Annotated in this window: 22 protein-coding genes and 1 pseudogene; 6 read left to right on the forward strand and 17 right to left on the reverse strand. The window is 34.4% G+C overall.

Annotated features, from left to right (window positions below; genetic code table 11):
• Positions 1-151: 151 nt before the first annotated feature.
• The 3 genes from QA612_RS05925 (at position 152) to QA612_RS05935 (ending at position 2,882) form a co-directional block, all read left to right on the forward strand.
• Positions 152-784 carry a GNAT family N-acetyltransferase gene (locus tag QA612_RS05925; protein ID WP_278282849.1) on the forward strand — a complete coding sequence of 211 codons (633 nt, stop codon included), beginning with the start codon at positions 152-154 and terminating at the stop codon, positions 782-784.
• A gap of 305 nt (positions 785-1,089) precedes the next feature.
• Positions 1,090-1,731: an acetoin utilization AcuB family protein gene (locus tag QA612_RS05930; protein WP_278282850.1), complete on the forward strand. Its 642-nt coding sequence runs from the start codon at positions 1,090-1,092 to the stop codon at positions 1,729-1,731.
• The gene (locus QA612_RS05935; RefSeq protein ID WP_278282880.1) at positions 1,728-2,882 is read left to right on the forward strand and encodes an acetoin utilization protein AcuC; all 1,155 of its coding nucleotides are present in this window, start codon (positions 1,728-1,730) and stop codon (positions 2,880-2,882) included. Before QA612_RS05930 ends, QA612_RS05935 begins: the two co-directional genes overlap by 4 nt.
• Positions 2,883-2,950: 68 nt before the next feature.
• Here the strand turns inward: QA612_RS05935 and QA612_RS05940 are convergent, their stop codons facing one another.
• The 5 genes from QA612_RS05940 to QA612_RS05960 form a co-directional block, all read right to left on the reverse strand.
• A complete protein-coding gene (locus tag QA612_RS05940; RefSeq protein ID WP_278282851.1) occupies positions 2,951-3,652 on the reverse strand; it encodes a 5'-methylthioadenosine/adenosylhomocysteine nucleosidase in 702 nt (233 codons plus the stop codon).
• A gap of 61 nt (positions 3,653-3,713) precedes the next feature.
• Positions 3,714-4,487 carry a flagellar motor protein MotS gene (motS, locus tag QA612_RS05945; RefSeq protein ID WP_278282852.1) on the reverse strand — a complete coding sequence of 258 codons (774 nt, stop codon included), beginning with the start codon at positions 4,485-4,487 and terminating at the stop codon, positions 3,714-3,716.
• Entirely contained in the window at positions 4,453-5,289 is an 837-nt protein-coding gene (gene motP / locus QA612_RS05950) for a flagellar motor protein MotP (RefSeq protein WP_278282853.1), read from the reverse strand. Before motP ends, motS begins: the two co-directional genes overlap by 35 nt.
• Positions 5,290-5,480: 191 nt before the next feature.
• Positions 5,481-6,494: a catabolite control protein A gene (gene ccpA / locus QA612_RS05955; RefSeq protein WP_278282854.1), complete on the reverse strand. Its 1,014-nt coding sequence runs from the start codon at positions 6,492-6,494 to the stop codon at positions 5,481-5,483.
• A 559-nt stretch (positions 6,495-7,053) separates the two neighbouring features.
• Positions 7,054-8,154 (reverse strand): bifunctional 3-deoxy-7-phosphoheptulonate synthase/chorismate mutase, encoded by a 1,101-nt coding sequence (locus QA612_RS05960; protein ID WP_278282855.1) that lies wholly within the window; start codon positions 8,152-8,154, stop codon positions 7,054-7,056.
• A 254-nt stretch (positions 8,155-8,408) separates the two neighbouring features.
• Between QA612_RS05960 and QA612_RS05965 the strand changes: the two genes are divergently transcribed.
• Positions 8,409-10,559, forward strand: a complete 2,151-nt coding sequence (locus QA612_RS05965; RefSeq protein ID WP_278282856.1) for a cell division protein FtsA — start codon at positions 8,409-8,411, stop codon at positions 10,557-10,559.
• Positions 10,560-10,627: 68 nt separating this feature from the next.
• Here QA612_RS05965 and ytxJ read toward each other — a convergent pair whose 3' ends face one another.
• Genes ytxJ through QA612_RS05980 form a run of 3 tightly spaced genes read right to left on the reverse strand, consistent with a single transcriptional unit; the run spans position 10,628 to position 11,940 of the window.
• Positions 10,628-10,960 (reverse strand): bacillithiol system redox-active protein YtxJ, encoded by a 333-nt coding sequence (ytxJ, locus tag QA612_RS05970; RefSeq protein ID WP_278282857.1) that lies wholly within the window; start codon positions 10,958-10,960, stop codon positions 10,628-10,630.
• A gap of 14 nt (positions 10,961-10,974) precedes the next feature.
• Positions 10,975-11,463 carry a YtxH domain-containing protein gene (locus tag QA612_RS05975; protein WP_278282858.1) on the reverse strand — a complete coding sequence of 163 codons (489 nt, stop codon included), beginning with the start codon at positions 11,461-11,463 and terminating at the stop codon, positions 10,975-10,977.
• A 42-nt stretch (positions 11,464-11,505) separates the two neighbouring features.
• Complete coding sequence (locus QA612_RS05980) at positions 11,506-11,940, reverse strand: DUF948 domain-containing protein (RefSeq protein WP_278282859.1); 435 nt, start codon at positions 11,938-11,940, stop codon at positions 11,506-11,508.
• 357 nt (positions 11,941-12,297) lie between these two features.
• On the opposite strand from QA612_RS05980, the gene QA612_RS05985 reads away from it, so the two are divergent.
• Positions 12,298-13,413 carry an aminopeptidase gene (locus tag QA612_RS05985; RefSeq protein ID WP_278282860.1) on the forward strand — a complete coding sequence of 372 codons (1,116 nt, stop codon included), beginning with the start codon at positions 12,298-12,300 and terminating at the stop codon, positions 13,411-13,413.
• A gap of 366 nt (positions 13,414-13,779) precedes the next feature.
• On the opposite strand, the gene murC is transcribed toward QA612_RS05985, so the two are convergent.
• The 9 genes from murC to QA612_RS06030 form a co-directional block, all read right to left on the reverse strand.
• Positions 13,780-15,099: a UDP-N-acetylmuramate--L-alanine ligase gene (murC, locus tag QA612_RS05990; RefSeq protein ID WP_278282861.1), complete on the reverse strand. Its 1,320-nt coding sequence runs from the start codon at positions 15,097-15,099 to the stop codon at positions 13,780-13,782.
• A gap of 264 nt (positions 15,100-15,363) precedes the next feature.
• A complete protein-coding gene (locus QA612_RS05995) occupies positions 15,364-16,029 on the reverse strand; it encodes a hypothetical protein (RefSeq protein WP_278282862.1) in 666 nt (221 codons plus the stop codon).
• A 103-nt stretch (positions 16,030-16,132) separates the two neighbouring features.
• Positions 16,133-17,233: a nicotinate phosphoribosyltransferase gene (locus tag QA612_RS06000; RefSeq protein ID WP_278282863.1), complete on the reverse strand. Its 1,101-nt coding sequence runs from the start codon at positions 17,231-17,233 to the stop codon at positions 16,133-16,135.
• Positions 17,234-17,372: 139 nt separating this feature from the next.
• Positions 17,373-17,561, reverse strand: a complete 189-nt coding sequence (locus QA612_RS06005; protein WP_278282864.1) for a hypothetical protein — start codon at positions 17,559-17,561, stop codon at positions 17,373-17,375.
• 214 nt (positions 17,562-17,775) lie between these two features.
• Positions 17,776-19,986, reverse strand: coding sequence for a DNA translocase FtsK (locus QA612_RS06010; protein WP_278282865.1), 2,211 nt, complete (start codon positions 19,984-19,986; stop codon positions 17,776-17,778).
• 330 nt (positions 19,987-20,316) lie between these two features.
• Positions 20,317-21,126, reverse strand: a complete 810-nt coding sequence (locus tag QA612_RS06015; protein WP_278282866.1) for a DUF1444 family protein — start codon at positions 21,124-21,126, stop codon at positions 20,317-20,319.
• A 147-nt stretch (positions 21,127-21,273) separates the two neighbouring features.
• Entirely contained in the window at positions 21,274-21,594 is a 321-nt protein-coding gene (locus QA612_RS06020; RefSeq protein ID WP_278282867.1) for a thioredoxin family protein, read from the reverse strand.
• A gap of 11 nt (positions 21,595-21,605) precedes the next feature.
• On the reverse strand, positions 21,606-22,646 hold the full coding sequence (locus QA612_RS06025) for a PTS sugar transporter subunit IIC (RefSeq protein WP_278282868.1): 1,041 nt from the start codon (positions 22,644-22,646) through the stop codon (positions 21,606-21,608).
• Positions 22,647-22,969: 323 nt separating this feature from the next.
• A complete protein-coding gene (locus QA612_RS06030; RefSeq protein WP_278282869.1) occupies positions 22,970-23,485 on the reverse strand; it encodes a hypothetical protein in 516 nt (171 codons plus the stop codon).
• A gap of 177 nt (positions 23,486-23,662) precedes the next feature.
• Here QA612_RS06030 and QA612_RS06035 point away from each other — a divergent pair.
• Positions 23,663-23,755 (forward strand): annotated as a pseudogene (locus QA612_RS06035) (YtoQ family protein); the annotation flags it as partial.
• Positions 23,756-23,893: the final 138 nt, after the last annotated feature.

Genomic DNA, 23,893 nt, shown 5'->3' on the forward strand with positions numbered 1-23,893 from the left:
TATATGTTCCTTATTTTTTATCTATATTATTATTGGTGCTTATCTTCTTTTCATGAATTATATAATTTAAATTATCTTCATTTATCTATATTTTCGTATATGATATATTTAATGAAAGATCTTCTTAATAATTGGAAAAAGGTGGCATATTATGAAACATAAAAAAACCTATTATTCAATTGAACTAGCTAGTCAAGATCGGGAATTTATTGTTGAAGGTCCTGTTACAACAGACGCATTTAAATCATATGACTTTGATAAGGGACTTGTTGCATTTCGTCCGCCTAAACAGCAGCAACAAGCATTACTTAAAGTTACTGAATTACCGGAAAGCAGACTCATCATTGCTAGAGAAAACAATATAATAATAGGATATGCCACCTTTTTGTATCCAGACCCATTAGAACGTTGGTCAGAGGTACAACTGGATAATTTACTTGAACTTGGTGCAATTGAAGTTTCTGCAAATTTTAGAGGTTACAATATTGCAAAGAATTTATTAAAAGTTGCAATGATGGATGATGCAATGGAAGATTATATTATTATAACTACAGAGTATTATTGGCACTGGGATTTAAAAACAACGGGACTATCTGTTTGGGAATACCGTGATATTATGGAAAAAGTTATGAATTCAGGAGGATTAGAGTGGTATGCAACAGATGACCCAGAAATTTGTTCTCATCCAGCTAATTGTTTGATGGCTAGAATTGGAAAGAGAGTGCATCCAGATGCCGTACACGAATTTGATAGAGTACGCTTTAAACATAAATACATGATTTAGGTATTTACGAAGACTACCATTCTTCGTTTTGTTTCATTTTAATAGTTAATACGACTGAAAAGAAATTTTATCTTAAGAAAAGTAATGCGTAGGTCATCCTAAGTCCCAGTTAGCTGTATCTAGGCGTAACTGGAGGACTGCAGGATTACGCTGTTGCCCACAGGACGTGGGACTTACCTTAGGTGTAATTGGAGTTTGTTCAGAGCTAATCAAACCTATTAGAATATTATATCCAGTGATGACCAATACTTATGAGCTAAGGGAATGATCAGAAAGAATTATTCTTACCAAAAGGAGTGATAGTAGTGATTATTAAAGATATTATGATAACTGATGTTAAAGTTTCAAGCCCTCACGCAACCTTAAAAGATGCACTACAAGTAATGGTATCTAATGAAATACGTCACCTTCCTATTGTTAATGATGAAAATGAAATTATTGGTATTATCTCAGACAGAGATATTAAAGATGCAAGCCCATCAATTTTTGATAATAAGGAAAATGAATTTTTAAATAAACAAATAGAAGATATCATGATAAAAGATGTTTTGACAGCGCTTCCAAATGATTTTGTTGAAGATGCAGCAAAATATATGACAGATAATCAAATTAGCTGTCTCCCAATCGAAGATAACGGGAAACTAATTGGTATCATTACTGAAACTGATTTATTATTTACATTAGTAAAGCTTACCGGTGCAGACCTTCCATCCTCAAGATTAGAAATAGAAGTTCCTAATTTAAGTGGAATGCTATCAGATGTGGCCACTATAATAAAGTCGCATAATGTCAATATTCATAGTGTATTAGTATATCCATCATCAAAAAACAATAAAAAAGTTCTCGTATTTCGTTTACAAGTAATGGATGTTCGCCAAATAACAAACACATTAAAAGAAAAAGGTTATACCATTTTATGGCCGTCTAAGATGGAGAGGAATATATAATGGAAGAATCTGCCTTTATTTATTCACCAGAACAATTAAACTATAAATTTTCTAATGAGCATCCATTTAATCAAAAACGTCTAATTATTACTAAGGATTTATTAATAAAATTAAATGCACTTCATTCAAATCAAATATTCCCTGCAAGAATGGCAACAGATGAAGAACTTCTACTTATTCATGATAAAGAATATATCGAAGCAGTTAAAGCGGCTAGTCTAGGTAAGGGTAGATCATCTTTTGCCATGACATATGGAATTGGAACAGAAGATACACCAATTTTCACACATATGCATGAAGCGGCTGCATGGCTTGTAGGAGGAACATTGACGGCAGCTGATCTTGTGTTTGAACACGGCTATAAACATGCGCTAAATCTCGGTGGAGGACTTCACCATGGATTTAGAGGAAAGGCATCTGGTTTTTGTGTTTATAATGATAGCTCTATTGCTATTCAATATATACGTAATAAATATAAAGCAAAGGTTCTATATGTAGATACAGATGCACATCACGGGGATGGGGTTCAGTGGGCATTTTACGATGATCCTAATGTATGCACCTTTTCTATCCACGAAAGTGGGCGTTTTTTATTTCCAGGAACAGGTAATGTAAATGAAAGAGGACAAGGTGAGGGAGATGGTTTTTCTTTTAATATTCCTTTAGAAGCATTTACAGAAGACGATTCATTTATTGATGCGTACCGAACAGCTTTTAGAGAAATTATTAAATACTTTCAGCCTGATGTTATTTTAACTCAAAATGGAGCAGACTCTCATTATTTTGATCCTCTCACTCATTTATGTTCAACAATAAGAACTTATATTGAAATTCCTAAAATAGCACACGAGCTTGCTCATGAATATTGTGAAGGTCGTTGGATTGCTGTTGGTGGTGGTGGGTACGATATTTGGAGAGTTGTACCTCGAGCATGGGGTATCCTTTGGTTAGCAATGACAAATCAGTTATCTCTTATTAACAGACCAATCCCTAAAGGCTGGTTGAAACAATGGGAGTTGGATGCTAACGTCTCCTTACCAACACAATGGTTAGACACACCATCCATTTACCCTGAAATATCAAGAAAAGAAATTATAAATCAAAAAAATAAGAGAACAGTTCAAAATGCATTAAAACCAATTTTAGGTTAAAATACTTTTGTCTCTTTTATTCCACCATACTCTAAGAGATGGTGGAATACTTAATATAAAAGAATTATTTATAATAATTTCAAAAGTCCTTCAACAATTTTAGATGATTGGTTTGCTACTTTAACGACAAACGACTCAAAGCTTTCAGGTGCCTCTCCATTTGCATTATCAGAAATGGATCGAATTACGACAAATGGTATATTATTAAAATTTGCCACGTGTCCTAAAGCTGCTCCTTCCATTTCTACACAAAGTGCATTAAATTGCTCTCTTAGTTGTTTAACTTCAGATTTATTTGCAATAAACTGGTCACCACTCACAATCTTTCCCATTTCTACTTTCACATTTTTATTGCTATAATTATTAGCTGCTGTATATGCTTTTTGAATTAAGGTTTCATCTGCAGGAAAAACAGAAGTCCCATCATACATAGGGATTTTTCCCTTTTCAAACCCAAGAGGACTTGCATCAATGTCATGCTCCTGACAAGAAGTTGAAATAACAATATCTCCAACATCCAACCGTTCATCTAAAGCACCTGCAACTCCTGTAAATATTATCCCTTTTACATTAAATACATCAATTAAAATTTGAGCTGTCATAGCAGCATTTACTTTCCCTACTCCACATTGACAAATTACAACATCATGATTTTGCCAAATACCAGTGTGAAAAGTAATGTTTCCTTTTTTTTCTTGTACCAAACCTTCTGCTTCCTCTAAAAAAAACGACACTTCTTCTCTCATCGCACCAATAATTCCTAATCTCATCTATATCACTCCACAATAAATAATAAAAATCCGGAGAATTCCCCCGGAAATAATTAGCTTCTTAATATAATTCGCCTTCTACGTATGTAGGATCTGAAATTATGATTACAACTCGACGATTTTTCTGCAAATTTTCATATGTCGTGTTAGGAGCAACAGGTCTCGTCTCCCCATAACCTACAGAAATAAATCTTTCTGGTCGCAAATTGTTATTATCAATTAAATGTCTAATAACACTGCTAGAACGTGCACCTGATAACTCCCAATTTGAAGGGAATTGATGAGTGTTGATAGGTCTGCTATCTGTATGCCCTTCTACTTTCACAATATTTGGTATTGCTTCTAAAAGTGAACCAACCTTGTCTAAGAAAGGAATAGCTGCATCTATAACTTCTGCACTTGCACTTCGAAATAACACCTGTTCCTGAAGAACTAATACTACTCCTCGTTCATCTCTAAAAGCATTGACTGAATCCATTAAGTTACGAGCTTGCAAAAATTCTAAAACTTCTAGTAATAATTCATCAAGCTGTTCACTCTGTTCGCTTTCAGAATCGAGAAAATCTTGAAAGGAAGAATTATCTCTTTCAAAAGGGTCAGGTTTTTGTACCCGATCTTCAGCAGGATTCTCAAAAGGGATAATAGATGGATTAAAGTCGAATGGTGATCGATCTTGAAAGGAATCTGCTATGGCCTGAAACTTCGATGCATCTACTACTGACATGGAAAAAAGAAGTATGAAAAATACAAGTATTAGCGTCATCATATCAGAAAAAGTGACCATCCATTTTGGACTACCTTTATCTGAGTTCGTTTGTCGCTGTATTCTCCTCATTTATCTCTTCCTCCTCTTCCTTTTTGGATTGATTCTTAACATGATTTGGAAGAAATGCACTTAATTTTTCCTGTAAAATTTTAGGGTTCTGACCAGATTGTACTCCAATCACCCCTTCAACAACAATTTGTTTAATAAATATTTCTTCTTCCGTACTTAAACTAAGCTTGTTAGCCATCGGTAAAAAAACTAAATTAGCTAGAAGTGTACCGTAAAGGGTTGTTAATAGAGCAATGGCCATATTAGGTCCTAATGTTGTTGGATCATTTAAATTTTGTAGCATTAATATTAAACCAATAAGTGTGCCAATCATACCCCATGCTGGTGCATATTCTCCAGCCTTTTCTATTATAAATCTTCCTTTTCTATGACGTTCCTCCATAGCAACTACTTCTGCCATCATAATGTCTTTAATTACATCAGGTTCTATCCCATCGACAGCCAGTAGCACTCCTTTTTCTATAAAAGGATCATCCACTTCTTCAATTCCTACCTCTAATGCCAATAAGCCCTCTCGCCTTGCTTTTGTTGATAACTCAACAAAAATATTAATTAAGCCTTGGAGGTCATGGTTTTTTGTTTGAAAAGCTTCTCGAAATACTCGAGGAAGTGTTTTTAAATCATCTAATGTAAAGTTAATTAGTATAGCTGCACTAAGTCCTCCTAAAACAATAAAAACAGAAGCCCATTGAAAAAAATTACCTATCCCACCAGTACCTATTGTACTTGTATAGATTGCTACTAATACCATTGTCAAGCCTATTAAAATCCCTATTGGTGTTAACAAATCAAGTTTTTTCATAATCCTCTCCCTATTCTCTCGCCACGATCATTACTACCAATTCTTTGTATTAACAAGGAGGATAATAGGCCGAAAGGAATAACATTAGTTTCATAACAATTATAGGTAGTCTGAATACTATCAATATAATTGTTTCAGTTACTGTAGTCGCATGTTAGTAATCATGCTTTTTCCTTAGCTATAGGCCATACTTATGCCTCAGTATCTTCTTTAGTAGAATGTCTAAATTCAATACGATGTGGTAATACTACAACATTTTCATTTACTTCTTCTTTATTCATATATTTAGTTAACAGCCTCATTGACACTGCACCGATGTCATACATAGGTTGAACCACAGATGTTAAAGTTGGTCGAACCATTGATGCTAAACGAGTATTGTCAAATCCTATTACTTCAAAATCATTTGGTACATCGTAACCAGCATCTTGAGCTCCGTGAATGATTCCTAATGCCATTTCATCAGTAGATGCAAAAATTGCTGTAGGCTTGTCCTCTAATTGCAACAAGGTATCCATGGCTTCTAAACCTGAGTTATACGTATAGTCGCCAATAACTATATAATCATCATTTAAAGGTAACCCTGCATCTTCTAGGGCTCGCTTATATCCTGAATACTTTAAGTAACCATTAATTGGATCTTCTAATGTCCCTGAAAGCATAGAAACCTTCGTATGTCCACGTTCAATAAAAGATTTAGTTGCATCGTAGGATGCTTGCTCATAGTCAATATTGACTGATGGAAATTCTTTATTAGGATCAATTGTAGCTGAAAGTACGATTGGAACAGGAGATTTTTTAAATGTTTCTTCATGATCTTTAGAAATCTCACCGCCCATAAATACAATTCCATCCACTTGCTTTTCCAGTAATGTATTTATAAGATGAATTTCTTTATCTTTATTCTGATCAGAGTTACATAAAATAATATTATACTTATACATCGTGGCAATATCTTCAATTCCACGGGCTAACTCTGAAAAGAATATACTTGATATGTCTGGAATAATAACTCCTACCGTAGTAGTTCGTTTACTGGCTAATCCTCTAGCCACTGCATTTGGGCGATAACCTAAACGTTCAATTGCTTCTAAAACTCTTTTTCTTGTAGTAGGTTTAACATTTGGGTTTCCGTTCACAACACGAGAAACCGTTGCCATAGAGACTCCAGCTTCCCTAGCCACATCATAAATGGTGATATTCATTTTTTGTCCTCCTTATTTATTAACATATAATGGTTTTCATACTTTCATAATTTACTGTTATGATACGATACTTTAAGGAGGGGTGCAATTCTTTCTATAATATATATCGACAATTATCCCCATTCCTTAACAAAAATTTATTATTTTTTATTAATAATAAAAAATACCTATAAGTGCGTGTTCAAAAAGGAGGATAAAAATAGCCGAATCGGCTAAAGTCACAACGTCCTGTTGCAACGCCGACACTAGCACGTCCTGTGCGTCGAAAGATCAAGGCGGCGTAGCTTTGAGTACCACAGCGTATGCTTTTAATACGTGAGGAACGGAAAAGCAAGCCAACGCAGAGATTCGACAGATATTTTTCCCGGACTTTTTGAACAACCTCTATAAAACTTATTATAATTTTAAAACTATACCTTTTATTATTAACATTATTTGTAACACTTATATTAAATTATGTACTAATTTAGTTGAAATTTGTTGACTTGGGTAGCTAAAGTAAAAAAAATAGTGTCTTAAAAGGTAGCTTGAAACCTTTTAAGACACCCTCATTTACTTATTATTTTTGGTTAATAGCTTCCTTTTCTCTTTTATACAAACCAGAGTCCACTAATTTTGAAACAAACTCATGGAATTGTGGGAAATCCATTTGTTGTGCTGAATCAGATAAAGCTACTGCAGGATCTGGATGTACCTCCGCCATTACACCATCTGCTCCAATTGCAAGAGCCGCTTTTGCGGTAGGTAGTAATAAATCACGTCTTCCAGTTGAGTGAGTAACATCAACCCAAACAGGTAAGTGAGTTTCTTGTTTTAGAATCGGTACAGCAGATATGTCTAGTGTGTTTCTTGTTGCTTTTTCATAGGTTCTTATACCACGTTCACAAAGCATTATATTACCGTTTCCACCTGCATGAATATACTCTGCAGCGTTTATAAACTCTTCGATCGTAGCTGAAAGTCCACGCTTCAGTAAAACAGGTTTATCCACTGCGCCTGCTGCCTTTAAAAGTTCAAAGTTATGCATATTCCTTGCACCGATTTGAATAACATCAACATAATCTAACGCCATCTCAATATCTTGAGGCGAAACTATTTCACTAATAACTGCTAAATCATATTTTTTGGCAACATCCTTTAAAATTTTCAGTCCCTCTACACCTAAACCTTGGAAGTCGTAAGGTGAAGTTCTAGGCTTAAATGCTCCTCCACGAAGGAATTTTACACCTTCTGATTTCAATACTTTTGCTACAGCATCTACTTGTTCGTAACTCTCAACAGAGCATGGCCCTGCAATTAATCGTTGCGTACCGTCTCCAACTTTTACATTTTTAATAGTAACTAATGAATCCTCAGGATGCTTCTTTCTTGATACAAGTAAAGCTTTACGGTGATCATCTTCCTGAATTTCTAAACTTGCCTTAAATATTTGCTTAAAAATATGTTGAAGGGTTGATGTTTCAAATGGTCCTTCATTTTTTTCGGCAATTAAATCTAACATTTTTCTTTCTCTTACAGGATCAAAACGATTTACCCCCTGTGCACTCTTAACTTTACCAATCTCTTTAACAAGAGTGGCTCTCTCGTTAATTAACTCCATCAATTGAAGGTTTACTTTATCCAATTGACCTCTTAACTCTTCTAGTTGTTCATTTCCCATCATAAAAACTCCTCTCATTATCTATACACAAAATATTCATATTTTTTCTTAATTATGGACTATTATAAACGATATAAAGATGAATGTCACGATTTTTCTTTAATAATTAAACGCTTTTAAGCGTTAAAGTGAAATAGGACAATTTGTTACATTATTTGTTTTTATTCTACATTTCACAACAACACCATTGGACATCATGTATAATAAAAGAGAAAATTCCTTTATTCTACTTTGTATTAGAAAGGTGTCTGTACATGAAAGAAGAAATAGTTAACCCCATTTTCGCTTTAGACATTGGTACTCGTTCAGTTGTTGGATTAATTTTACATAAACGTTCTAATGGTTATCATGTAATTGATATTATACGTAAAGAGCACGATGAACGTTCCATGTTAGACGGACAAATTCATAATGTTTTAGCCGTCTCAAAAGTAATAAATTCAATAAAAGAGAAATTAGAAGAAAAACATGGTCCACTCAAAACTGTTTGTGTTGCTGCTGCTGGTCGTTCATTAAAAACAGAAAAAGCGACATTTGAAATTGATATAAAAGGTAAACCAATTTTTAATCGTCAAGATATCCTACACCTTGAGCTAAATGCTGTTCAAAAAGCGCAATTTAGTTTAGCAAAACAATATAATGAAGTTAAAAAAAGTAATGATTATTGTGTAGGCTATTCCGTGATCAATTATTGTTTAGACGATCAAGTCATTGGTAGTTTAGTTGATCAACGTGGGGAAAAAGCAACTGTAGAAATTATCGCAACTTTTTTACCTAAGGTAGTTGTAGAATCTCTCATTGCTGCGCTCCACCGTTCTAATTTGGAACTAGAAGCATTAACCTTAGAACCAATTGCAGCCATTCACGTACTTATCCCTCACTCTATGAGACGATTAAACATTGCTCTTGTAGATATTGGTGCAGGAACATCTGATATTGCTATTACAAACCTTGGGACCGTAACAGCATACGGTATGGTTCCTGTTGCAGGTGATGAAATCACTGAAGCAATTAGTGATCACTTTTTACTTGATTTTCCTGATGCAGAAAAATTGAAAAGAGACATAACGACGAATGAAAAAGTAAAAATAACAGACGTTCTAGGCTTTGAAACGGAATATTCAAAAGTTGAGGTTGTAGAACCTATATTCCCTGCTGTAGAAAAACTAGCTAAAAAAATCTGTCAAGAAATCATTATGTTAAATCAACAAGCTCCTAAAGCTGTCATGCTTGTAGGAGGAGGAAGTTTGACACCTAAATTACCTGAAGTAATAGCACAATACCTTGAATTACCAGCTAATCGTGTAGCTATAAGAGGGATAGATGCCTTAAAAGGAATTACTTTTGACACCGCATTGGAATCTACTCCTGAGCTCGTTACACCTATAGGTATTGCTATTGCAGCAAAGGAAAGTCCTGTAGAATACATTAGTATTACAGTTAATGATCAAACAGTAAGGTTATTTGATATAAAAAAATTAACTGTAACAGATGGAATTATTACTAGTGGAATCGAACTAAAGAAATATTATGGAAAGCCCGGAATGGCTATGATGGTGAATGTTAATGGACGTGTAGTATCTGTACCTGGAGAACATGGAACACCTCCTCAACTAGAGAAGAATGGCAATGAAGTAAATCTAGATGACCCACTCCAACATGGGGATAAAATTACAATTGCAAAAGGAGTTGATGGTAAGGATTCCTCTGCTACAATAGGTGATTTTTTTGACGAACCTCCTTCCTTACAAATTGTCTTTAATGGAGAGAACAAAATTATTGACCCAATAATTGTACAAAATGATCTACCTGCAACTCTTAAAAGCAAAGTGAAAGATAGGGATAAAATTAACGTATATGTACCAAATACGATTTCAGATATTTTATCTCAAGTTGATGATTGTTTTAACAAAGAAAAGGTTACTAAAATAAAAAAGGTATATTTGAATAATAAAGAGCATGAGATTAAAAGTAGTTTTCAATTATTATTAAATAATGAAGCTGCATCCATTCACACAATTATATCCCCAGGAGATGAATTAACGTACAAGCTTGAGAAAGAGAGTTCCACATTAAGTGATCTGTTGGAACGAAATGAAATAGAATTCATCAAAGATATTGTTGTTACATTCAACGATCAATCCATAAGACTAGAAAAACAAATAGTAGATATTTATAGAAATAATGAAAAGCTACCACCTACGTCCATTTTAGAGGATGGAGATGAGCTTCGTATTGTGCAAAAAGAAGACACACCATTTATTTTCCAGGATATTTTCTCAAAAGTTTCTATTGAACAACCTACAGGAAAAATAAAAAAACCAGTTATTCTCCAAAATGAACAGCCAGCAACATTCTCTTCAATCATTCGTCATGGAGACGATTTGGAGCTGAAATGGGTATGACAGATTATAATTGAACGTTGTTTGACTAAAAAAACCACTGGGAGGACCCAGTGGTTTTTTTAATTTCTTCATTTACCAAACCAAGCATTCTTCAAGTTATTTTTTGTAACCTTCCAATGGGAGGCATGCCAAACAACTTGGTCTCCATTGAATAATAGAACTTGAGGTGATTCATGTTTCACACTATATGTTTCTGCAATTTCATTCGAAACGTCTCTTGACTCCTGCACATTTAAATATAGAACAGGGACTTCATTATTCTCTTCAGCGAATTCTACCACTTCATTATACCCTTCACGACTAATTGGGCACGTTATACTATTTTTTAATAAAAACAGCTTACTTTTTTTCATTAGTATTTTATGGAAGGCTTCACTACTTTCGATCTTCATGATGTTCATTTACGTAAACTCCTTTAATCTTTTGTCTGTCCTTCTTCTTTGTCTTTTTCCTTTTCTTCTACTTCTCTAACAAGTTGTTCTACTGAACGTTGAAGATCTTCCACCTCTTTTTTTACAGATGCAGCAATTTCCTCACTAATGCCTTCAAGATCATCCGTTAAACTATCTGCTGATTCTGTGAGTTCTTCCACATCTCTTCTTACAGAACGTGAAAGATCTTTCGCTTTTTGCAAAAGAGTTGTAGATTGATCCGAAACGGTTCGAGCAAAGCTTGTGGTACTTTCTTTAGCAGTTGTTGCAAATTCATTACCTTTCTCTACAGCTTGATTTGTCCAATCTACCGTTTTGTCCTTAGCAACCTTTGCTTGTTCATTAATATCATGACGTAATTCTTTTCCGGACTTAGGTGCAGTTAATAAAGCTGCTGCAGCACCTACTATTCCCCCTATTAGTGTACCGATAAGAAAATCTTTTGTATTCATCCCGTTATTTTGATCTGACATTCCTGATTCCTCCTTTTTATCTATTTGAATTGTAGTATTAACTTACTTTTTGTTTTCTTCTGATTTAGCTTTCTTCGCCTTCCATTTTTCCCAAAATTCTAATGCAACATTACCCCATTTTACTGCTTGTGCTACTTGTTCTGACTGATCATCTGCTTGCTTTGAAACTGCATCAGAAACACGTTTAACAGAAGTATTTATACGTTGCATCGATTCCCCAAGATCCTTTACAACTAGAAAAACGGAATTTAAGGAATCTGACTTTTTCTGAATATCATCTGCTAAACGATTTGTCTTATGTAATAATTCTGTTGATTCTTTCGTAATGCCGTCAACTTGCTTTTGTAATCCTTCTACAGCATTAGTCACATTATCCAATGTTTTACGCATAGAAACTAATGTTTTAATTAAGTAGTATGCTAAAAAAGCAAATGATATAGCAATAATAGCAATACTTAAATATAACAACCAGTCCATGGTGAAGCACCTCCTTCTCTCTCTAGTTTAACTATCTATCCTTTATTTTACAAAATAAATCTCTTTAGTATGGGATTCATGATGGGAATGCTTGTTACTGGTGTTGTTTCCTTTCATTTCTCCAAACTTGTTAAAAAATTAACAAAGTGTACAACAACAGCCTTATATTTCTTCTATTACACACCCTCACTTCCTATATGAAAAAATTCTACAGTTATTTAGTAAATCCTGCATCAAAATGAATTTAGCAAAAGAAATAAACGATTAAAATCGACACATTTGTTTCTTTTAATAGAACTGTGTAAAATATACTTAGTCACTCTAATTTTTTAAATTAAAGAGGGGGAAATAGCTATAATGAGAGATCCTCGTATTCAAACATTAGCCAAAAATCTAATTAACTATTCAGTAAACCTACAAAAGAATGAGAAAATATTAATTGAAAACTTCGGTATCCAAAAAGAGCTGGTCAATGCTCTAGTTGAAGAAGCTTATAACGTTGGGGGTATACCATTTGTTTCCCTTAAAGATCACGAAGTAAACCGCAGTTTATTGATAGGAGCTTCCCAGCAGCAGCAAGACCTTACTGCCGAATTTGAAGCCTATGTCATGAATGAAATGGATGCCTATATTGGTCTCCGTGCTGGAGATAATATTAACGAATTATCAGATGTACCAGATGCTAAAATGGCCCTCCACCAAAAAACAGTTGGGACGAAAGTTCATAGAGAAATTCGAGTACCAAAAACAAAATGGGTTGTCCTTCGCTACCCTAGCTCCTCTATGGCTCAGTTAGCAAAAATGAGTACTGCAGGCTTCGAAGATTTTTATTTCAACGTATGTAATTTAGACTATAGTAAAATGGATAATGCAATGGACGCATTAGTTACAAGGATGAACAACACAGATGAAGTAAGAGTTACAGGAAAAGGAACTGATTTAACCTTTTCCATTAAAAATATTCCTGCCATTAAATGTGCTGGTCGTTTAAATATCCCTGATGGTGAAGTATACACTGCACCTGTAAAAGATTCTATTAATGGTACAATACAATATAACACATCATCACCTTATCAAGGGTTTACCTTTGAAAATATTCAATTTACCTTTAAAGATGGAAAAATAATTGAAGCTACTTCCAATAACAATGAAAAAATTAATGCCATCCTTGATACAGATGAAGGCAGTCGTTACATTGGAGAATTTGCCATTGGTGTAAATCCTTATATTTTACATCCTATGCAAGATATTTTGTTTGATGAGAAAATTGATGGGAGCTTCCACTTCACACCGGGACAGGCATATGAAAATGCCTATAATGGCAATGATTCTGCTGTACATTGGGATATTGTTAATATCCAACGTCCAGAATATGGTGGCGGTAATATTTATTTCGATGGAGAATTAATCCGCAAAGACGGTCGATTTGTAGTGACTGATTTAGAAGCCTTAAATCCTGAAAATTTAAAGTAAGAACGCTTGTTAATCAACAACTATCTTTAACATAGACCTCCATGCAAGTGAAGATTTGCACCATGGGGATGAAAATTTTCTTATAGGGGATGTTCATCCGTTCTATGCGGAAGCTTTCCGCGGGCAATGCCTCAGCCTCCACACCATACATTTTGTATACTGCTAAAGTGCATTGTCCTGTCTCTGCCTCTGCAAGTGTTGCTCTGATGTTATATGCGTCGAGACAACTCGAAGCTTATTCGTGAAGCATATGCTCGTCGCTGGAGTCACCGCATTCCACTCCTGAACTAACGCTTATTTTCAGGATAGAAAGAATAAAAAACCAAAATCAGCATCATGCTAGATTTTGGTTTTTTAATTATACTTTTATTTATTAATTTTACTTTTAGTTGCTACAGCATTTTCATAAGCTACTTGAAACTTTTGGACATCTCCTGCCCCCATAAACAATAGCACGCTATCTTGGTGCTGTAATAACTTTTCAATTGTTTCCTCTTGAATCAGTTCAGCTCCTGGAACCTTTTCTACTAAATCGTTTATCGTTAAGTCTCCACTATGTTCTCGTGCAGAGGAGAAAATATCGCAAAGATAAACTCGATCTGCTGTTTTTAAGCTTTCAGCAAATTCATCTAAAAATGTCTCTGTTCGCGTAAATGTATGTGGCTGAAAAATCGCTACTACTTCTCGATTAGAATACTTTTGTTTTGCCGCATCAATAGTTGCAAAAATTTCAGTAGGATGATGGGCATAATCATCAATTAGTATTTGATTTCCTAGTTGCTTTTCACTAAAGCGACGCTTTACACCCTTAAATGTACTTAGTCTTTCTTTAATAATCTCCATATCTACTTGTTCATAATGACAAATTGCTATAACAGCTAAAGCATTTAACACGTTATGATTCCCATAACCAGGAATAGTGAATGATCCATAATATGATGTCCGTACAAAAACATCAAAATGCGTTCCATTTTCATCAGCATGGATATTTTTACCACAAAAATCATGTTCTTCATTTAAACCATAATAAACTACTGGAACCTGGCCATTAATTTTTTGTAAATGCTCATCATCACCACATGCAATGATAGCCTTCTTCACTTGCATCGCCATTTCTTGAAATGCATCAAAAACGTCATTTATTCCTTTAAAGTAATCAGGGTGATCAAAATCAATGTTTGTCATTATTGCATAATCAGGCTTGTAATGAAGGAAATGGCGTCGATATTCACATGCTTCAAAAACAAAATATTCACTATCTTTCTCACCTTTTCCAGTACCATCACCAATAAGGTATGATGTAGCTTTAGCTTTACGTAATACGTGTGCTAATAAACCAGTTGTAGAAGTTTTCCCATGACTTCCAGTTACTGCAATACTTGTAAATTGATTAATAAATTCCCCTAAGAAAGTAGGATATTGAAAAACAGGAATATTCTTCTCCGATGCAGCACGAATTTCTTCGTTCTCCTCATTATAAGCGGCAGAAGCTATGATTGTTTGACCTTTTTGAATATTTTCCTTTTGAAACGGAAGAAGTGGAATCCCTTTTTGCTCCAAAGGTTTTTGAGTGAAAAATACTTTTTCTACATCTGAACCTTGAACGTCATATTGCATATCACTCAAAATTTGAGCTAATGCACTCATTCCAGATCCTTTAATTCCTATAAAATGATATTGTGTCATTTTTGAACCTCCACAGTAATACATTGGTTCTGAGTTTACCCTTATTAGGTTACTCATCTAAGGTATCCTTAAATTATATGCCTACATTGCAAAAAGTGGTATGTTTTTTTCATACTTTCCCATTATAGCAAAAACAAATTCACTACTCCATTGTTAATTATATGTCATTGAGAAAGGATTGCATTACTTTGAAAATTTAAACTCCCTATTCATGGACAACGTTTCAACTAGGAAATGGAATTCAAGTAAATCTCTATTCTTCTTTTATTCTTTCCCCATACTATCCTTTAAATAATCAATGCCATGCTCTTTCAAATATTTTCTCATCTGGTCTTTTCCTTGCTTATACACTTTTTCTATATGATTCTTAATCTCCTTTTCCATACTTTTATTGATTATAAAAGATGGGCCAATTATCATTACTTTAAATCCTATGTTCATCGTTCGAACAAATGCTAAATCTCCAGGATTAAATTGGTGACTGAAAAGAAATGTCTCTCCTTCAACAGTAGATTGTTCAAATAACCTATTAAATTTCACCTTTTTTTCATTTTTATCTAAAATATGGATTGGTTCTAAATAAGAAAGTAACATAAACCCACTTAAATCAAGCATTGGTTTCGTGAAATCTTCATATTTTTTTCGAATGAATAAATCAATCATACGAGAACCTATAACCGTTACATAGTCAAAGGCGAACCAATGCTCAAAATGCCCTGCCACTGTTTTATCATAGATATCATGATTTGATAAGTTTAAGTGATGAGAAAACAACTGCTTAGCTCGAACCTTTTCCCTTATATTTGCTTCTTCCTCTATATAACTAAATAGAGATTCATACAATTGAAAGAAAGATTTTTCTATTTCATATTGTTTTTCCTCTTTTAACTTCTGAAAATTTATTACAGAAGATCGTTCTTCGTTTCCCATTGATTAATCTCCTTCTCCTTAATCGTTTATTCAGTATCTATCTTTCAACAGATGCAAAAAAGCTGTTCAACATTACAGGTTTGAACAGCCTTTATTATTGTCCTTACAATTCTATTTTTTCTAAACGAGAGTTTGGTCGATATTTTCTACCAGTCTTCGCTTCTGGTCTATCATTTAAAATAACACTATCTCCTGTAAACCCGATATGAATTTTTAATAAGCTACTGCCAACCCCATACATATCTACAGGAGCTCTCATCTGCTCATATCTTTCTATTCTTTTTGCATCAAAACCACCAGATGCAACAATTTTCACATGGTTAAAGCCCTCATTATCAAGTGCTGACCTTAATGCAAATAAAAGAGTTGGATTTACTCCACGGGGATCGAACGTCCCTAAAACTTCAGGATGTCGATTAAAATATTGATCAATTAAATTTTGAGACGTATCAATACGAACACCCTTTAAATCCTTTCCAAACTCTCGCGCTACTTTTAATGAATCAGTAATGACATCATTGTTATAATCCACTAATGCTAATAAGTCGTCATCTGGATACGTTTCATGATAAGCTCGTGTAGCTGCAACTAAATCCCCTTCAAACAATTGAATTAAGGCATGAGGCATCGTTCCCATACCTCGCTTACCCCACCATTCATTCATTGCGTGAGTAGCCTGAGCTTTTGAACCGCCAATATAAGCAGCATAGCCGTCACCAGCTTGTTGAGTAAAATGATCATCACGATCACCCATAAATATTATTGGTTTCTCTACACCTGAAGATTTGGCAGCTTTTACAACTTCGTATACATTTGTAGCAACAGAAGTTCGTCGTGCTAATATACCGTCAATGACACCTTCTAAAAAACCAAAATACTGATATGGACCAGTTATTGTTAATACCGTTTCAAACGGTTCAATTTTATCTCCATCTTTTAAAGAATGTATTTCTAAGTCATGTGGGTTCGTTGCAAATGTATTAATTAACGCTAATACCTCATCTGTTCCACATAATACAGCATGTTTTTTTTGGAAAAATTGCATTGTAACTATATTATTAGGCTTGTACTTTTCAGCAATTTGTTTAGTTTTCAAAAAATAAACTGCTGAAAACCAACCATCTCCTACTCGTTCGTCGAATTTGAATGTTTCATTCGTAAGTCTTTTAATCTTACCTTCCAGCTTTAATCCGATTTCCTTCATAACCATACTCCTGACTTTTCTTTCTTATAAAAGTAGATCTATTTTATCACTACTCGCCATCAACACAATTGATGGCGAGCTTAGATTGATTCACTACCACATTTACTTTCTGCTATATGATAGTTTAAAGCGTTACATATTACTGATAAAAAATAGTCTTTTGGTGCTCTTGAATGACTGCACCAACGATTTCCATCAAATCGTCTTCATTCACTTGCTGTATCCCATTCCGTAATACAACCCACTGGGATAGTTCTTCTTCTTTCAAAAGGTGAATCCATTTCGGTGATACAGTTTGAACCAAATTTTCTAAAGGAACTTGTTGCATGCGAACACTCCCTCTCATGTTTGATTCGATCTGTGAAAACATTGAAGTAAAAAGACAATGCCATATACACTATCATTTCCTTCTACTTCCTTTCGGTTTTACACCTTGAAAGCTTTTACATATCCCTGTCGTTGTTTCAACATGAATAAGCTACGACAGTATTACTTCATTTTATAAAAAAAAGAGGATTATGTGTAGTCTAAATTTCTCCTCTCTACTTTATTTTTCCTTTTATTTCGTCTTTTGTCAAATATACATCTCTAGGTTTACTTCCTTTAGCACTAGAAATAATACCTCTGTCTTCCATTACATCGATTAATCGACTAGCACGATTATAACCTATTCTAAATTGTCTTTGTAATAAGGAGGCTGAAGCAGCCTTTTGTTCCATAACAAAGTCACATGCAACTTCAAACAAATCGTCTTCTGCTTCAGCTTCAACTTGTAACTCCAAATCCTCTTTTTCAAAAAGAAATTCTACCTGACTATACTTTTTCACATGCTCCATGACTCGATCTATCTCTTCATCAGAAACAAATGTTCCTTGCAACCTAACAGGCTTTCCTGAACCATTTTCTAAGAAAAGCATATCTCCCTTACCTAGTAATCGTTCAGCTCCGCCTCCATCTAATATTGTTCTTGAGTCTGCTTGTGATGAAACAGAGAATGCTATACGTGTTGGAATATTTGCTTTTATTAATCCTGTAATAACATCAACAGAAGGACGTTGCGTCGCTACTAATAAATGAATGCCACATGCTCTTGCTTTTTGTGCTATTCGGCAAATCGCCTCTTCTACATCCTGAGGAGATACCATCATTAAATCTGCTAATTCATCTACTACGATAACAATATAAGGTAACACCTCATTACCTAACTGGTTACCTTTCATTTTTTCATTGTATTTTGACAAATCTCTCGTTCCATTTTTCGCGAACAATTCATATCGTCGTTCCATTTCTGAGACAGCCCACTTTAACCCCTCTGTCGCTTCCTTTGGATTTGTAATGACAGGAGTTGCTAGGTGTGGGATACCATTGTATGGAGCTAACTCCACTACCTTAGGATCAATTAATATAAGACGAACATCTCTTGGTGATGCTTTATATAATAAGCTTATCAAAATAGAATTTACACAAACGCTTTTACCAGAACCTGTAGCACCTGCAATTAATCCATGTGGCATTTTTTGTAGGTCTGTAACAACTGGTTCTCCGGATATATCCATCCCTAATCCAACTGTTAGAGAAGATTCTCCTTTTTGAAAAAGTTGATGCCGAAGAATCTCTCTTAAAAAAACTGGTTCAGCTGTTTGATTTGGAACCTCTATACCAATAGTATTTTTCCCAGGTATTGGTGCTTCCATGCGAATATCCTTCGCAGCAAGACTTAGCTTAAGGTCATCTGTTAAGTTTGTAATTTTACTTACCTTTACACCAGGTTCAGGCTGAATTTCAAAGCGTGTGACGGAAGGACCTTTTGTTACATGAACAACCTTTGCTCCTATTCGAAAATACTCAAATGTTTCATTTAAAGTAGTAACCTGTGATTTAATCCATTCCTCATCCAATCCTTTTTCCTTCATTGGAACTGTCAGTAAATGGAGAGGTGGATAGGCGTAACCTTCCTGTTCAATCATTTTTCTTTTCTTTGCTTTCATCCTATCTCGTTGAAACATCATAACATTATATGGAAGAGCTTTTGGAGCATTATCCTTATTAACATTTTTGCTCTGATCGCCTCTGTTAATTTTGTCCTCGTCGTTTTTTAAAGTAGTATCTTCTTGGATATGACGAGAATTAGAATCTGTTTTAGCATCCATATCTTTAACCTTTTTGATATGAACGACATCTCCTTTTGGTTTACTTTTTTCTATCTCTTCTGTAATTGAGGCTTCATCGCTTCCCAATTTTACTTCTTTATGAGACGCAGAAAAATCAAGCTCCGAATCTGTATTCGTTATATCAAGAGATTGACTTAATGGAGGATCTATATCAACTTTATTTTTTATTGGTCGTTGTCGATACCCATATACAGGTGAAGGAGAAACAGTTGATGAAAAACCTTTTCCAGAAAATTTTTCCCTTTGAGCAAGATTAGGTTCTGTTTCATTCCCCTCATTTCCTATCTTTATTTGTTGATTCTTCTCATATTCATTTTTGTTTGGAATTTCTATTCTTTTTTTGTTTTTTCGTTCATTCAAGGAACGACCCAGTATTTCATTATCTTTAACTAAAGGAAATGTAAAATCTCCTTTCTTAGGGTACTGATGTATTACTCGACCTTCCTGTTGAGGACTATTTACATATGGATTATATTTTTTTTCCTTATCATCATTTTTCGTTTTCTCTTGTCTGTTTGGAATATCTTTAGGAAATAACCAATCTTTTAAAGACAATATAAAACGTGATAAATGCTTGGCCATTTTTATCACCTTTTCTTTTCTAATAATATTGAAATCTTTTTTTTACTATTTATGAGTGACTCCCCTGGAAAAAGAATAGTTCAGAAGTGAAAGGTGACGACTCTAGCGGGAAAAGCAACAGGCGAAGACACCGCAGGGCGGGTTTCCCGAGGAGGCTGAGGCGTTGCCCGCGGAAAGCGTTCGCCAGTAACGGATGAACACCTCTTGCAAAGATTATTTTCATCCCCCATGGTGCAAACTTTCACTTACATGGGCGTCTATTCTGAAACGAAAAGTCTCCATAGTAAAAGAATACTCGGCAAATACCGAGTATTCAAGAGACTTTTAGATTTAGTTTTTTTTATCTTCCTTTGGCTTCCTTTGAGCCAAAATAAAAATTGGTTCTAACTCACCATTTTCATACATGAATGGTAATGCTGTTATTGGAACTCTACCTTCTGAAAAGAATTGAAAAACCATTTGTGCTAAAACATCATATCCCGTTTCATTTTTAATATCTGCAAAGATTAATACATCTTGATGTGGAACCGCAACTGCCAATTCTCCTGCTACTTTTACTTCCATTTCCTTTAACAGCGTTTCATTTAATATTCTACTAGCATCGTAGCCATCATCAGAATGCAAAAAGTAAAATCTATTCCCTGCAACCTCATCTTCTTTTAGTTTATAAGGTAATGATCGTACGTTGAATAATGCCACTTCCTGAATATTATTTAACGACTTTCCTTCTTTTTCTAAAGTTGCTTCGTCGATCAAGGAAAAGGATTTCCCGTGATCTATCGCATAAAAAATTCGAGTTTCTGCTGTATGATCAGTATATATTAACTTTCTATCATCTGAAGTTTCTATTGGAAAGGATTTTGACCGAATTACTGGAAATATATTTTTTTCATTCCCATTTAAATTCATAGGTGTTTGAAGTAAATTTAATCCTTCTGTTATAGATTGAAAGGTTTCATCCAGTGCCTTTTCTTTATTTTCTTTTATCTTTTCCTTTAAGGGTGTTAATTGAATAGTAACACCTCGATCAAATCGTCTATCAACTATTCGAAGGGTTTCGTTATTTCGATCATAAGACGTCACCCAATTTTTATTTGTAATTTTATTTTCAATTTCACGTTTTATTTCAATTGGTTTCATAAAAAACTCCTCCTTCAAATTCATTATCATTTTATCATGTATTAGTCTTTCATCCAAAGAAGATAGTCTTTTTACAGACGTAAAAACACCCTCCCACATGAGGAGGATGAAGACTGACCAATTTCTTAACGGATTTGATCTTATTTTTTATTTGTCCTTTGCCTCAGATAAAAAGGCTATTATTTCTTCCTTCGATTTTCTATTTTTACTAACAAAACGGTGAACTTCTTCTCCATTTTTATAAACAACAAAGCTCGGAATTCCAAAAATATCCAATTCTTGACAAAGGTCAATAAAGTTATCACGATTTACCTTATAAAATTCAAAGTGTGAGAAAGCTTTTTCGATCTCCTTTAAATGAGGTTCAATAACAACACAGTCTGGACACCATCCAGCTGAAAACATAAAAACGGTTCCATTACTTTGAATTACTTCATCAAATTGTTCTTTCGTTTCTAAATCTTTCATTTGTATTCCCCCTACGATTGTTCTATTTTCATATCACCGAATTTAATCAATTTTAATCTTCTTAATACTTCTGAGAAAATCAAACTTAGACAAGCTGGAGCAAGAAAGTACAGGACAATAATAACTATCCAAACATTTGGTGTAGTACCCATCGTATTAACAGTCATAATCGGTCCAACTAGTCCACTCGTCCCCATTCCAGCACCTGCTGCATTGTTTTCCAATTGAAATAATATTGTAGCAAATGGACCTAATATGGCTGCTGTTAATGTGGGTGGAATTAAAATTAGAGGATTCCTCATTATATTTGCTATTTGTAGCATGGAAGTACCAATCCCAAGTGATACCAAACCAGACCAGCCATTTTCACGATAGCTGCTACTTGCAAATCCAATCATTTGAGCAGCACATCCAACTGCAGCGGCTCCAGCAGCAATACCACTTAAATCGAGCATAAAGGCTATGGCCGCACTAGAAATCGGTGCCGTTAAAGCAAGACCCATGAATGCTGCAATTAATATTCCCATAACCAAAGGCTGTTGTAGTGTGGACCAATTAATAAAAGCACCAAATTGATAAAGGAAGTTAGCAATTGTTGGCCCAATAAACATTGCTGCTCCAAAACCAGTTGCTATTGTCACAAATGGGGTAACAATAATATCCACTTTCGTTTCTTGGGAAACAAGCTTCCCAACCTCTGTAGAAATAAGAGCACATATAAATGCACCTGCTGGACCACCACCTAGTTCAGCACCCGCTGCCCCGGTCACTACAGCAGCAAAAAGTACGAGACGAGGAGCTTTCAAACCATAAGCAACTGCAACCCCTACAGCTGGCCCCATTAGGGACATAGCCAAATCTCCCATCGGTTGAAACCAGTTTTCCATCATTGGAGTTAATAATTGAAATCTAGAAAGCTCTGTACCAGCTGTATGAATAATGAGACCAATAATGAGGGAAGAAAATAGTCCCAATGCCATAAAGCTTAGGGCATCAATAAAATAAACTTTTAATGAAAGGTGCACACCTTTTTTATGTAAAAATTTTTTCATTCTATCACATCCTAACGATACCGAAAGTCGATTTATTGTTTGTAACCCTATCCAATTCATTTATTAGATGCTTACATCACTTTACATCATCATTAATAGTTTAATGGATATGAAGTATTTTATCCATCAAGAAAGTATTATTTAAGGTATCGTTATGAAGAAAAGCGCAAGGCGCCCCAATTACGCCTAAGTACAGCCTACGTCCTGTAGGCAACGGCGTAATATCGACATCCTGTCTCCTAGAAACCTTACGTAGAGAGAAAATTTTCTTTCTTATCTTTCAAAAAAAAAAGATAAGGGAACCCCCTTATCTTTAAAATCCTTTAATTTTCCTCTATCGATTGAACGATATCGTACATAATCTGTGCAACATTATTTAATTCGCCAAGGGTAGAGATTGTTGTTATTTTTCTTCCTCCATACCCAACGACAATTCTATATTCATCAAAATCACCAAAGTCAGTAACAATTAAATAAGCTAGTTTTCCTTCTGTTTCACCCATCTCTATAATAAATGGTTCTTCATAAACCATCATTTCTTCAAGGAGTTCCTCCTCAGAATCATAGCTTGTAAAATCATTTAAAAATAATAAGAATACATGATTATCTCTTTCTAAGATAATGTTGTACTCATCTACTACATCTACTTCAGTAAAGCTTGGAATATATATAGATAATTCATCCGTATTATATGTGGTTGTTTTTTTCTCTTGTTCAATTTTTTCACTAAATGTTTTCGATGCATGTTCACGAACCTGTTCTTCTGATACATTACATGCACTAACAATTGTGAATAAGATAATTATAAAGGTAAGTTTTGCAATAAAAGTCCCCTTCATTTACTTGATCTCCTCCTAGTCTATAGGTCTTATATCATCATACACATGGTCTATATAAAAAAACAACCCTCTTTTCCATTTTTTCGACTTTTATTCACATTTTAGCGTTTTATTTTTCGTCATCAGTTCGTTAAAATAAGTTTATATTGAGAATTTCAAGTAAAGGAGAGTTTTATTATGGAACTAATTGTATATTTAGCCGGTCAAATTCATGACAATTGGAGACAAGAAATAAAAGAAAAGGCAACTTCAATGAATCTTCCACTTACAACTATGGCACAAGAAAGCCCCTTCATTCATTGATGGGGATGAATTGTGCCAATTCTTTTTAGCTATTCATTAGTTTATTTTGTAATAAACTAATTGTGATATGGTATAATTAGGTAGGACATATTTCTGAAAAAACGA

The organism is Evansella sp. AB-P1 (genome assembly GCF_029688925.1).
Taxonomy (GTDB): Bacteria; Bacillota; Bacilli; order Bacillales; family Salisediminibacteriaceae; genus Evansella.